Source organism: Acinetobacter sp. CFCC 10889 (assembly GCF_003268395.1).
Lineage (GTDB): Bacteria > Pseudomonadota > Gammaproteobacteria > Pseudomonadales > Moraxellaceae > Acinetobacter.
The window spans coordinates 11,720-24,238 of the sequence record NZ_LQXQ01000029.1 but is presented as its reverse complement, the minus strand read 5'-3'; the positions used below and the strand labels follow the sequence as shown (position 1 = coordinate 24,238).

Genomic DNA, 12,519 nt, shown 5'->3' with positions numbered 1-12,519 from the left:
AAAAATTAAGGTTTACCCTGGTCTGGAATTTTTTTCCACGCATCATCCCGCAAATAAACAGGTAAGGCAAGTTCTGCACTTAACCCTTGTTTTTGTTGCGCTTGTTGACGTGCAAGTGTTGCAATATCTTCAGCATTTGCAATTGCAGATTGGAACTCTACTGCATCTTCCTTAACTAAAGATGAACCAGAACCCACCAAGGTAAATTTTTGATACTCAGAAGCTTGCTGATAATCTAGTAATTTTTCTTCGTCTACAAGTTGCATAATGTTATTTTCATCTAAACGAAAACTTGCCATATAGACTTCTTTCATGCGTGCATCTAACACAGCAGACACTTCAACTAAACCATACAAACGATAAGCCGCTTGAGCTAAAGCTTGCAAAGTAGACACAGGAATCACAGGAATATCGTTTGCCCAAGCCAAAGCTTGGGTGACTGCGGCATTGATCCGCACACCACTAAAAGAACCTGGACCACGACTAAAAGCAATAGCAGCTAAATCAGAATTTTGGGTTTGAGTTTGCGCAAAACCTTGCTCAATCATCGGCAAAATGGTTTGAGTTTGTGCCTTTGCTCGCGTATCAAGTTGAAAAAAAAGTGTTTTTGTTTCATCAACAATTGAAACGGAACACTGCTCATTGGCAGTTTCCAATGCCAGCAATTTCATGCACAACCTAATTAGTCTTAAAAATGTCGACTATGATACTCCACTCATATCATTCATGCGACTATTTCCAATCAGATTCTGACATGCAAAATACAAAAAAAGCCAAGTTTCAACTTGGCTTTAATGAACTAAAAATGAAAATTAAAAATGCACTTCTTCTAAATCTATAAAATCCTGAAAGTGCTGTGCATAATGCATTGCGCTCATTTTCAAACGCACTTCTGCTTGATCATCTAAGGTTTTGACTACACGTGCAGGTGAACCTACCACCAAAGAATTATCAGGAATCACTTTCCCCTCAGGAACAAGTGCATTTGCCCCCACAATACAGTTTTTCCCAATCACCGCATTATTTAAGACTACTGCATTGATTCCAATCAGGCTATTATCCCCAATCGTACAACCATGTAGCATCGCCTGATGCCCAATAGTCACATATTCCCCAATATTTAAATCAATACCCGCATCGGTATGTAGTACAGCATTTTCTTGAACATTACTAAAATTTCCAATACGAATGCAGCTATTATCTCCACGAATCACCGCACCAAACCAAATACTGACTTTTTGTCCAAGCTCAACTTGACCAATCACTGTCGCATTGTCCGCAATCCAACCATCAAATGGTACATGTAAAGCCCTTGGTGCATGTCCTTTAAATTTATACATCATGTGCAATATTCCTGTGTGAAGTTTCTATGTAAATATTCTTGTCGCAAAATCCTATTTTTTATTTTTTATTTGAGAATGAAAATTGGGTGAATTGAGTAGGAATGGCCAATTTTTTTGATAATTCAAACCATATTGAAATAACGATATTAAAATACGTGCAGTTAAACCCCAAACAATCTCATTTTCCACTCTTAAACTCGGAAAATAAACTGATTGATGTGCCAAACGTACTTCATATGGAATCGGTTGAGACTCCATTAACTTTTTCAGTGGTGCATAAAAAATACGATCAATTTCTGTAGGTTGAGCAATCAGTTTTACATCTGGTGGAATCAAACCGACTACAGGTTTAACTGTCATACCACTACGTGCCCGCTCCATAGGTAAATCACCTAACAAAGTCACTTCAAATGGATTTAATGCCGTTTCTTCCCATGCTTCACGCAAAGCTACCACGATATTACTGGTATCATTCGGATCACGTTCCCTCCAGGAAATGAAACTTCACCAGCATGATTTTTTAAATACACTGAACGCCGAGTTAATAAAATTTTAGGATCTTTTTCTTGGGTGATTGCGATTAATACAGCAGCTTGAGCAGGATAAGTCCTTTTCGCAAAACGTAACCGTTGTTGCAATACCTGTGTTAATAATTGCTCCTGCATAAACCCTCTCTCAGTGTTTTTGTTATTTTCCCATCATATATGAAATTTTACACATAAGGCTATAAATGATGCGAAAGTACTAAAATTCGGTTATGCTGAGTTATCTTTTTACTTCAAGCAAGCCTATGCGTTTTTGTACTGCCTGTGGACATACAACAATAGATAAAATTCCCTTGGGTGATCATCAAGTCAGAAAGGTCTGTACCCATTGTGGGACGATTCATTATGTCAATCCCAAAGTAATTTGTGGCGCACTTGCACTTTGGGGAGATAAAGTTCTGCTGTGTCGCAGAGCAATAGAACCACGCTATGGTTTATGGACACTCCCTGCGGGCTATATGGAATTGTTTGAAACCATGGAGCAAGGTGCTGCACGAGAAACTCGTGAAGAGTCTGAAGCTGAGATCGAAATCGAACAACTCTATTGTATGTACAATATTCCACGAATTGGACAAATCTATGTCTTATTTAAAGGCAATATCATTGATGGGCACTTTGGCGCAGGTGAAGAAACCATTGAAAGTCGTTTATTTGAAGAAAAAGATATTCCTTGGAATGAATTGGCTTTTCCAAGTGTAGAACGGACCTTGCGTCATTATTTTGCAGATCGTAAAAATAACCAATTTCCTACCCATTTAGAAACTCTAGGTACACGTTTAGATCATACAGGCTAATTTAAAAAAAAACCTTAAAGCATAAAAAACCATCTCGCAAGATGTTTTTTTATTTTATCTATGTATTGAAGATTACTTGGTTTGAATTTTATAACAGCTTGGTAACTCAACACCTAAACTACCAAAAGTACGTTTTGCTAATGCTTTTTGTGCATCATTTACTTTATCTTCATTGGCTGCATTATAAATGCTTTGATAAACAGCCTGCATATTTGCCCATTGTGCTGTAGTTGCCTGATCACCATTCCAACCTGTGATATTAATACCACGCTCTGTGGTTTCATCACTTAATAAACGCTGTAAATTCAAACGTACACCACCTGGCGTCAATGTATTATCTGTTCCAACAGTTTCACCTGGTAAGTAGACAATTGCATCATTTAGCCCGACCAAAGCACCATCAATATTACCAAAAATTGGATTGGCTAAAATCATACGAATGGTGATCGATTTATCTGGATCAGTTGTAGTGTAGTTCGCAGCACCTGTTGTACCAATTCTATACTGTTGAACACCTGTTGTTTCATCCTTATATGTAGAAGCATTCACATTTGTACATTGATTAGATGTCAAATCATTCACTGTGGCATTTGGACCAATATTGGTACGAATATCCCCATGCTCATCAATCACAATACCTAATTTCACAGGGGCAATGCTTTTATCATTAAAGTTAAAGATAATATTTGCATACAATGGGAAAATATATTTCTGTCCCGTTTTCACCGTATTCACTGTACGGAAAATTTTATTGGTTAAATAAGTTGCAGGATTTGATTTATAAACATCAATCGTTCCCGTAAAGGTTTCAGTCCCTTGGGTTTGACGCCATTCACCATATACAGTTTTATCAGTTGGTGCCTTCTCTGTATTTAAAACCCGCTTGTACATATCTTCAGTACCCGCAATATTGGTACCATTCATTAAAACGCCTTGAGTTAATTGCAAATTATCAGTTGTACTATTTGCTGCTTTAAATATAAAAGGCTTTGTCACTTTATTATTAAATTGACTCAACAATGCACCTTGAGCATCTGCGTTTAATTTCTTCGGCTCTGCCTGAGTCAATAACAAATATTTTAAGATCGAACTGCTTATCTCTGTACCCGTATCCTTTTGTGTTGGCACACCCGTCCACTGAATAGCATAGCCTGTGCTATAACCTTGACGTGTGGTGAGCAAGTACATATTTGCAATAGTTTCTTTTTTACTATTGCTTGCACTCTTACCACTAAAGCCACGAATATCAACATTTGAGCTACTAAAAATTAAGAAGTTTGTAGTATAAATACCCACTTGATTTTGTTTAATTAAACGATCAGCTGCTTGTTGTGCAGATGTTTCTGTAATTGCAGAAACATCTAGCCATGGTTTAATAAGCTCTACATAAGTACTGTCTTTAAAATTTTGTGCTGCAATATCAGACTTAATATTTTTTAAATCTTCTTTTAAGTCTTTTGATAATGTCACAGGTTGAATATCACCCGCAACAACCTCTATATCTTGTTTAATCCCTGCTGTTTGCAGTACCCGTACAAGAGCAGTGAGAACCCTAAAGGTTTCATCATTAGCATTTGCACTGCTTATGCCTTTGCCTGTTAAACCACTTGCCATATCCATCAAGCTAATTTGAGCTGGCTGACTATTCACTTTCAATGGACGAATCTTGCCTAAGTCCACAGTACCTAGATCTATTTTTTTAGCAGACTGAGCACCTTGAATATAAAAACTTACTTTATCACCAGAAGGACAAGCACCCATTGCGACACTACTAACAATCTCAGTAACAAAGTGATTATTCTTATCACTACTACAATCAAAATTTAGACCCGCAACTGGATAATCCACCACAAAAGATTGACATTTATTTGCTGCTGTATCTTCACAACCATTGGTTGAAGTCGTAACACCTTTGTTTGGATCTTCGTGGATCGTGACACTTTCTCCACCGCCACCACATGCTGTCAGGGCAGCCATTAAACCCGTTAAAGCAAAAGGCAATATAATTTTTTTGTTCATTGTTGATGATCCTTACTGAATAACACTCAGTTTAATTTGTCCTTGATTTGTTAATTCATGATTTTGAATATCAATCGCTTCTGATAGTGGTGTCATAAATAAATAACGTGCTGAATCTGGTTTTTTAAGTACACCTTCAAGTGAAGCGTAATGTGTTGCACTTTCATTTTGCTCTTCATTTTTAAATCCACTCACGCCTTCGACAACACAGCCTTTTTCATCTAAAAATACTGCCAAAGGCCAGTAATAACTCGGTTTTTTCTGTGAAGAAGCAAATGAGGCAAATAAAATATTTTGAATCTCTGGCTCTAATTTAACCACTTCATAGGCGAAATTTTCTTTGATTGGTGCAACTGGGAAAAAACTCACTTCTTGATTTTTCATCGACATTGTTTTGGCTTTTTCTATTTTTTTACCTGTAAAACACGCTTGCTCTAAAGTTTGCACAACTTCTTCTTTAGGTAGTCGATAATATGTTGTTGCGAGTGCTATTGCCTTATTCGCTACAGGCTTAGGTTGACGAATTCTATCAAGAAGACTTTTACTTAACCCCTTTTGTCGCTCAACCGTTTCAAAACGCCCACCTGCCATTGCACCAGTTTCAGGCATCACATAAAAACGTTTTTTACCTTCTAGGTTAAACTCACGATCTTCCAAATATTCATTGTTGACGTATTTAACACCATCAATTTCAGTAATATTTTGATTTGTCTTTGCTGTCTCTTCAACTTTTTGAATGTCATCTGTTGTTTTTGCCCCTTGTTGCACAATTTGTTTAGGGACTAAAACTGATGCAGCTTCAGATTCAGACTTTTCTTTTGTTGCTTCAAGTATTTTCTGTGCTTGTGGTTGTACTTGAATTTGTGCTTTAGGTGCAATCTGGTGAGTCTCTATTTCTACGGGTTTCTGTTGTTCTTGTTTTTTAACTGTGGTTACAGAAACTCCAATATCAACGTTCTGATCACTTGGCTTTATATTTTTTGAAGTATTTTCAGACACAGATTCTAAAGCTTTCTGCTGTTCCATCGGTTTTGCAGCAACTATAGGTGAAGTAACTTGAGGTTGCACTTTTACTGCTATTTCTGGTGTTGTAGCATTATTCTTTTGCTCAGACTGGGCTTTAACTTTTTCTTTTTTCTCAGTTTCAATTGGTTTTTGGACGACAATAGGTCGTCCATCAGGTCCAATAATCGTATAGAAATTAGCAGCATAAGTGATAGGTACAATACTCATTGCTAAACATATTAAACTTAATCTCATGCTGCCTATTCCCTTATTCTGCAATGACTTTACCATCTTGTTCTATAATTCAAACCTAAAATGGTCACTTTAGTATTGGTTTTCACATCCAAACCGGCATAAGGATTTAATAAAATATTATCTACACCCGTTTTATTCGACATGCTACTGGTATTTGCAGGAATATTGTCTCGGCTACGTAAAAAACCCACAGATAAATCAATATCTGTATCCTCATCAAAACGATACCCTAAACCTAGACCAAACAATTGTGCATTGTTAATTGGCACCAAAGTATTACGTTTATCATTCGGAATTGCACTTGCACGTGGTTCATAACCCGCACGAAGTTTTAAACGATCTGTTGCTGAATACTCAACCCCGATCCCCCAACTCCAAGGTGACTTAAAACCTAAAGGAATGGATAATGAACTGTCTGTAACTTCATTCGAAAGCAATTTGGCAATTTTAAGTGCTGAGATTTGACGATCAAACTCAAATTGGAATTTCTCCCACGCTTTAAAATCTGTCCAACCTAAGTCAAAGTTCACTTGTAAATCAGGCATTACTTTATATTTAATACCCGCTTGGAAATGCGCTGGATATTCCAAATCCATCGCAATTAAACCTGATTCTGTTGGTGGAATATAGCCTGGAAAACCTAAAATCGCAGCTAAAATCTGACCTGTTGCTGATGAATTTAAACCTTTAATTAACTCACGTGGCGCATTGGCAGTCTCAATAAAATACTTCCCTTTCATACGCATTTTTGCAGCACTTTGATAGACCATACCAAAACCAAACTCTTCAGTCGGTTCCCAAAGTACACCTAAGTTATAACTTGGACTTAAACTCTGCTCCAAAGAGACTTCCATTGCTGCAAATTTATTAAAAGGGCTTACTGCTTCATTGGCATTACATAGACCAAATAACAGCAAATCTGTAATAACGTTAGAATTTTCTCTAAAAGGTGCACAAACGGCTTCATCCACCATGCGCAATACCCCGACCATTTCATTCGGGAAACGTAAATCTGTTTTTAACGCCACAGCGTTATAAGACATACCTACCGAAGCACCAATTGAAAGCTCATCATTGACTTCATAAGCAATCGAAGGTGATAAATAAGTAATACGTTCAATCGCAACCTGTTGCCCCATAAAATTTCCAGCATTGCCATTCTCTGAACCAAAACCTGCAACCATAGGGGCATAAACTGCTGTTGCATAAGTCAGTTTTGAACCAGGTGGGTTATATGAAATCCCGCCTGTAGGTGCTAAAACTGGCCAACCTGCACCCAAATCAACCACTTTCTTTAAAATAGGAACATATAAACTTGCATATTCCACATCACCTTTCACTGAATCTTTATAATCTGTACAAAGATTAGACGGATTATCAGGTGCATCATTACAAATTAAAGGATCATCAGAATAACCAAAAACGTTATAACCTTCAGGTGCGGAAAACTCTCGTTGTACATCAAAGTTTGCCACAATCACCTGTACATCAGTTTGTAAACCTTTCAATTTCGTCAATGCTGCTGGGTTAAAGTGAATTGCACTAATCCCTGGCGGATCTGCAGTCACTGCATTTCCCATAGACAAAGAACGAATATCAACAGATAAGTTTAAGCCCAGATGTGCAAAAACTTGCGTCGAACAGCCCGTTAAAAAAATTGCGGTCACTAACGGGCGTAAGCGTGGATATTTCATACCAGCTCTCCATTAGCTCGCTTTTTTCTTACCAAAACCTAAAATATCTAGTGGGAATGATAAACCTAAAGAAATATCAGGTGAATCTTCTGTCAGACCTATGCCCAAAGTACCATTTACAATCGTTTCAGGTGATACACGTACACCTAAAGCAATGGAGAACATACCACTCGATTGGTCAGCAGCCTTATATGACTCACCATTTGTATAGGTGAATGAAGTATTGGTATTAAATGTTTGCTGATATGACATTGTCATCGAAACATCATAGTTAAAGGAATATGCGAAACCAAATGAGAAACCACCTGTAATCCCTGGTTCGAACTCATCTAAAATACGTGGACCTTCATCACCACCACCACGGATTTGATTTAAACCCGTTTCTTTAAAGCCATAATTTCCTGAAATCGAAGCAAACAAAACAACTGGATCAATATATTTACGAGTACTTGCACCAACACCAACAGAATAATAGCCTTTACCTGTAGATAGATCTGTTGTTGGATTAATTTCGTAAGGACTATCGCCTGTTTTCGTCGAAAGATTACCAAATAAAATGAGAGGTAAACGTCCTGCTTTTAAAGGAAATGGCTCCCAACGTGCACCAAAGTTAATATCGCCCAAACCTGCTGCCGTTGTATCTTTGATATTGTCAGACTTTGCAACAAAAGGCACTGAAGCACTAAAAGTTAAATTATCAAGTACACCATACTGTGCAGTAAATGTATTTGTAATCGTATGACTCGCATCCTCATCCACACGAAGTTGGTACAGATCACCATCATTCAATGCAGCATTGATTTGTTGATCACGATAATATGAATAATCTAAATCATAAAATGCTGAAATTTCGCCTTTTTTAATCAATGAATATTGACGCTCATTAGAAGTAAATACTTCTTGTAAATTGGTTTCTTGAGTTGCATCACCTTCTTTTTGCTGTAAAGCATTTGCCGCTTGCGAACCCGCAGATGGAACTAAGGAAGGTGTAGCATCTTTATCAATTTCTACAGCCTGACTTGAAGATGCTACCTGAGCTTCTGTATTTACAGCAGGCACTACGGTCTCTGTAGTTACAGCCTCTTCTACAACTTGACTAGCATCTTGTACTGCTTCAGTTGTATCTGTTACATTTTCAGAAGTTTCAGCTGCATATACTCCACCGATCGCAAGTTGAATACTAACAGCTAGTAAAGTTCGTCTCATCCAATGATTATTCATTTTATTCCTACCTAAAAGTGTGATTATTCGATTTTTTCTAATCTGCTTTTACTTACGTTTATAATATAGTCGCATGAATGATGTAATTGGCTGACCTTTAGTATCAGAGTTATCATCATGGTCAATTACTCGACGCATCGTAGATGCTTTATCAGCGATTTTATTCATATAATCATATGAGTATTGTGTATCAACCAAAGCATATCTATTAATTGTTGCATCCTCAACATGCCTTAAATCTGCATCTTGTAATGCTAAATAATCTTTTTTCTGATCTGCAGGCACATTAATTAAGAATAAAGTATTATTTTCCCAAATCTCTTTAAAGCGCTCTTGGTCAAAGCTAATATTTCCTAAAGCAGGATCAGCAACATACACTCGACCATCCTTATATGCTTTAAAAACAACAAAATGTTTAAAACCTGCATAAGAAATTGGCACAATCGCTGGTTGTTGTTGCTTAATTAAATCTGAAAACTCACCCTTATAACCACCACTATCAAAACCAATTGCAGTCACAAAACGTTTCATATCTAATAAAGAAAAACTACGTCGCTCAACGATTCGATTATATTCGCCATAGCGTAATAAACCTTCCATCGTTTGCTGTTCCGTTAGGCTTGTTCCAACATAACCATTCAATAGGGTCGTTAAAGCAGCAGAACCACAACTATAATCGTAGGCTTGGCGAACAATACCTCGAAATTGATTTTCCAAGGCCGGCTTCACTTGCACCATTTCACGATGATTTCGAGTAAAAGAAGCATTACGAGGATCAGCGAGCTCTGTATAATACACAGCATCGGTAGGTTTTTCTTTTATGTCTAATGCGTGGCTGGCAAAATAGTAAATTAATGCCGAACCTAAAGTAATCTCTAACATATTTTTAAACTATTCAAGTATCGGCAATAAACTGCCCGAAGTGTTAATTTTATTTTTAGAGTGAACACTCTACTTCCGTGTGTCTTTAAGATACCCGTTTTTTCAAAAAAAACAGCTTTTTTTTACTTTTGTTTGATTTGACCATTTTTGTAAAAAAAAAACGCGTGAATATCACGCGTCTTTTTCAAATCAGATCAGATTAGTGACCAGAGATTTTGATAACTGCACCAGCACCAGCACTGTTGGTAATCGTCATACCAGAGATTGCAACATCACCAATTGAACCAGAACCTGCTACTGTTGCATTATAAACTGGCATACCTACACCTGTATAACCAGCACCACCACCTAACACAACTTGTTTAATATAAATATCTGTACCAGTTGTTCCTTTAAGTGCAGTGATTGCTAAACCTTCTGGTTTAACCGCAATATCTGCATCAAGCGCTAAATCACTATTGGCATTACCAGTATCGCTAATTTTGATACCACCGATAGCGATATAACCACCTGCTGCTTCATCTTTAAGTGCTAAATTATTGATAGCAAGACCACCAGTCATTGTACCATTCAACTTAATCATTGCACCTTGTGGTGTATTACCTAATTGGATATTTGCTGTTAAAGAACCTGTAGACAATGTCAATCCACTTAAGATAGTAGCAGATGCAGTACCCACTTTATATGCACCAGCAGCACCTGTTGCGTCATTTACTTCAATTTTACCAAGATCAATATCTAAACCCGCAACAGAAGCTGCTACATTTAAAAATGGACTACCTGAACCACCATCTGTATCAATTGCTACATCCGCTAAGTTACCGCTAGCCAAAGTATTAGCATTTTTTTGCAAAACAACATCATTAACAGTAATCGCACCTGTTGTACCAGTACCACCTAAACCTGCTTGAGCTGTAGGTAAGCCGTCACCATCAAAAACATGAAGTTTGCTAATATTAACAGTATCAATATCAATACCAATCGAAATACCGTCTTGACCAGTTGTAGCGCTCAATGCAGCATCATCCATCGCTTGCATTGCCATTGCATTTGAACTGATTGCAACTGCAGAAACTAAAGCAACTTTAGTAAATAATTTCATTTGTACTCTCCCAAGAGCATTTTTTTTCATTTTTAACCACTCGCCGCTGCTTCATGTTGTTTTTGTTTTTTTACAACAGAAACTTTCTTCCTTGAGTAGTCCGATTTGCACTCTTAAATTAACCTTATGTTATTTTTTGTTCAATAGTTGTTTATCAAAAAGTCTCAATTCCCGATAAACGGTATTTTTGTGACAGAGTGTACAAAAAAATAATATGCAAAAATATTGTATAATTTTCTGAATTGTTTTATTAGTTTACATGATGCTAACTCAATCTATTTTCAGTCAAAATTTAGATATACACACTCTAAACTCTACTATTATTCTACAAAAATTGAATGATCTATTTGGCTGTGTCTATTTAGAAAATAACCACCAACCAGTCATTGCATTTTTACCCACTCAATATGTACTCAACCAATCTGGTCATTCTTATTTTTTTGAACGGACCCACCATCACCAATACACTCAAATAAAAAAAACAACCTTATTAGAAAAATTTATAAAATTTAATAAAATAGGTCAAAAAAATATCAACAAAATGAGTTTTAATGGGGGGTATATTGGTTTTATTGACTATAATTTTTCAGCGCAATTTAATATAAACAACACATTTAAATCTCAACCAAATTTATTTTTAGGTCTCTATAAAAGTTATTTAAAATACCATGATGGAAAATGGATATTTTATAGCCATGAAGAAAATGCCACTGATATTTTTCATATTATTCATTCTAAATTAGTCACCCATAAAGCATATATTCATAATTTTAAATTAACACACAAATGCCAAGCACGTTGGTCAAAACAACAATATGATCAAGCATTTAATCAAATTCAAAATTATATTAAAGCGGGTGATTGTTATCAGATTAATTTAACCCAAGAATTCATTGCAAAAGCACAGGGTCTTTTGTTGAATACTGCTGAAAAATTTTGGCAATTGACTAATGCACCTTATTCTGGTTATTTAAAAATAGATGATTTTGAACTGCTGAGTTGCTCACCTGAATTATTTATTGACTTTGAAGCCAATCGTAAAATCACCACAAAACCGATCAAAGGCACAATGCCACGCTATGATGATCCTGTGTTGGATGAGCAATCAAAAAATACCTTGATACATTCACAAAAAGATCAAGCGGAAAACGTCATGATCGTGGATTTACTACGCAATGATCTCAGTGTTTATGCAGAAACTGGCTCCGTAAAAACGCCAAAACTTTTTAATATTGAATCCTTTAATCAAGTACATCATATGGTCAGTGAAGTCACAGCGATATTAAAAGAAGATGTCAATCCATTTGAAATGTTGCTGTCTGCCCTTCCTGGCGGTTCGATTACAGGTGCACCGAAAATTCGTGCCATGCAAATTATTGAGGAACTCGAAGGTGCACCACGAGGGGCTTATTGTGGTTCGATGGGCTATTTTAATTTTGATGGTACAGGTTCCTGGAATATTCTGATTCGTTCCATTCAAAAATATCAGGACAATGTGTCTTTGTGGGCAGGCGGCGGAATCACCATTGCATCGGATTGTGATGCTGAATATCAGGAATGTTTTGATAAAGTTTCAGCAATGTTAGACCTACTCAATACATGGTATCAACCTGAAAATACTCAAGAAAAAAGCGAATCCTAAGATTCGCTTTTTGTGTA

Annotated in this window: 10 protein-coding genes and 1 pseudogene; 2 read left to right on the top strand and 9 right to left on the bottom strand. The window is 36.7% G+C overall.

Annotated elements, in window-relative coordinates; genetic code table 11:
- Window positions 1-5: 5 nt before the first annotated feature.
- From tsaB to AVJ19_RS12200, 3 genes and pseudogenes are all read right to left on the bottom strand, one after another.
- Window positions 6-671, bottom strand: a complete 666-nt coding sequence (tsaB, locus tag AVJ19_RS12210) for a tRNA (adenosine(37)-N6)-threonylcarbamoyltransferase complex dimerization subunit type 1 TsaB (protein ID WP_111859971.1) — start codon at window positions 669-671, stop codon at window positions 6-8.
- A 141-nt stretch (window positions 672-812) separates the two neighbouring features.
- Window positions 813-1,343 carry a gamma carbonic anhydrase family protein gene (locus AVJ19_RS12205; RefSeq protein ID WP_111859970.1) on the bottom strand — a complete coding sequence of 177 codons (531 nt, stop codon included), beginning with the start codon at window positions 1,341-1,343 and terminating at the stop codon, window positions 813-815.
- A gap of 51 nt (window positions 1,344-1,394) precedes the next feature.
- Window positions 1,395-2,008 (bottom strand): annotated as a pseudogene (locus AVJ19_RS12200) (CoA pyrophosphatase).
- Window positions 2,009-2,133: 125 nt separating this feature from the next.
- Between AVJ19_RS12200 and AVJ19_RS12195 the strand changes: the two are divergent.
- Window positions 2,134-2,682: an NUDIX hydrolase gene (locus AVJ19_RS12195; protein ID WP_111859969.1), complete on the top strand. Its 549-nt coding sequence runs from the start codon at window positions 2,134-2,136 to the stop codon at window positions 2,680-2,682.
- A gap of 72 nt (window positions 2,683-2,754) precedes the next feature.
- On the opposite strand, the gene AVJ19_RS12190 is transcribed toward AVJ19_RS12195, so the two are convergent.
- From AVJ19_RS12190 to AVJ19_RS12165, 6 genes are all read right to left on the bottom strand, one after another.
- Window positions 2,755-4,701 carry a hypothetical protein gene (locus AVJ19_RS12190; RefSeq protein WP_111859968.1) on the bottom strand — a complete coding sequence of 649 codons (1,947 nt, stop codon included), beginning with the start codon at window positions 4,699-4,701 and terminating at the stop codon, window positions 2,755-2,757.
- 12 nt (window positions 4,702-4,713) lie between these two features.
- Window positions 4,714-5,961 carry a putative pilus assembly protein FilE gene (gene filE, locus AVJ19_RS12185; RefSeq protein ID WP_228203358.1) on the bottom strand — a complete coding sequence of 416 codons (1,248 nt, stop codon included), beginning with the start codon at window positions 5,959-5,961 and terminating at the stop codon, window positions 4,714-4,716.
- Between the two features lie 29 nt (window positions 5,962-5,990).
- On the bottom strand, window positions 5,991-7,655 hold the full coding sequence (locus tag AVJ19_RS12180) for an OmpP1/FadL family transporter (protein WP_111859966.1): 1,665 nt from the start codon (window positions 7,653-7,655) through the stop codon (window positions 5,991-5,993).
- A gap of 12 nt (window positions 7,656-7,667) precedes the next feature.
- A complete protein-coding gene (locus tag AVJ19_RS12175) occupies window positions 7,668-8,876 on the bottom strand; it encodes a hypothetical protein (RefSeq protein ID WP_111859965.1) in 1,209 nt (402 codons plus the stop codon).
- A gap of 48 nt (window positions 8,877-8,924) precedes the next feature.
- Window positions 8,925-9,758 carry a C39 family peptidase gene (locus AVJ19_RS12170; RefSeq protein WP_111859964.1) on the bottom strand — a complete coding sequence of 278 codons (834 nt, stop codon included), beginning with the start codon at window positions 9,756-9,758 and terminating at the stop codon, window positions 8,925-8,927.
- A 199-nt stretch (window positions 9,759-9,957) separates the two neighbouring features.
- Entirely contained in the window at window positions 9,958-10,860 is a 903-nt protein-coding gene (locus AVJ19_RS12165; RefSeq protein ID WP_111859995.1) for a DUF6160 family protein, read from the bottom strand.
- A gap of 259 nt (window positions 10,861-11,119) precedes the next feature.
- Here AVJ19_RS12165 and AVJ19_RS12160 point away from each other — a divergent pair, with 259 nt between their 5' ends.
- The gene (locus AVJ19_RS12160; protein WP_111859963.1) at window positions 11,120-12,502 is read left to right on the top strand and encodes an anthranilate synthase component I family protein; all 1,383 of its coding nucleotides are present in this window, start codon (window positions 11,120-11,122) and stop codon (window positions 12,500-12,502) included.
- The last annotated feature ends 17 nt before the right edge of the window (window positions 12,503-12,519 follow it).

Bases quoted from the DNA above. Each gene is read 5' to 3' on its own strand.
- tsaB (WP_111859971.1), bottom strand. From the start codon at position 671: ATGAAATTGCTGGCATTGGAAACTGCCAATGAGCAGTGTTCCGTTTCA.
- AVJ19_RS12170 (WP_111859964.1), bottom strand. From the start codon at position 9,758: ATGTTAGAGATTACTTTAGGTTCGGCATTAATTTACTATTTTGCCAGC.
- filE (WP_228203358.1), bottom strand. From the start codon at position 5,961: ATGAGATTAAGTTTAATATGTTTAGCAATGAGTATTGTACCTATCACT.
- AVJ19_RS12195 (WP_111859969.1), top strand. From the start codon at position 2,134: ATGCGTTTTTGTACTGCCTGTGGACATACAACAATAGATAAAATTCCC.
- AVJ19_RS12190 (WP_111859968.1), bottom strand. From the start codon at position 4,701: ATGAACAAAAAAATTATATTGCCTTTTGCTTTAACGGGTTTAATGGCT.
- AVJ19_RS12160 (WP_111859963.1), top strand. From the start codon at position 11,120: ATGATGCTAACTCAATCTATTTTCAGTCAAAATTTAGATATACACACT.
- AVJ19_RS12165 (WP_111859995.1), bottom strand. From the start codon at position 10,860: ATGAAATTATTTACTAAAGTTGCTTTAGTTTCTGCAGTTGCAATCAGT.
- AVJ19_RS12180 (WP_111859966.1), bottom strand. From the start codon at position 7,655: ATGAAATATCCACGCTTACGCCCGTTAGTGACCGCAATTTTTTTAACG.
- AVJ19_RS12205 (WP_111859970.1), bottom strand. From the start codon at position 1,343: ATGATGTATAAATTTAAAGGACATGCACCAAGGGCTTTACATGTACCA.
- AVJ19_RS12175 (WP_111859965.1), bottom strand. From the start codon at position 8,876: ATGAATAATCATTGGATGAGACGAACTTTACTAGCTGTTAGTATTCAA.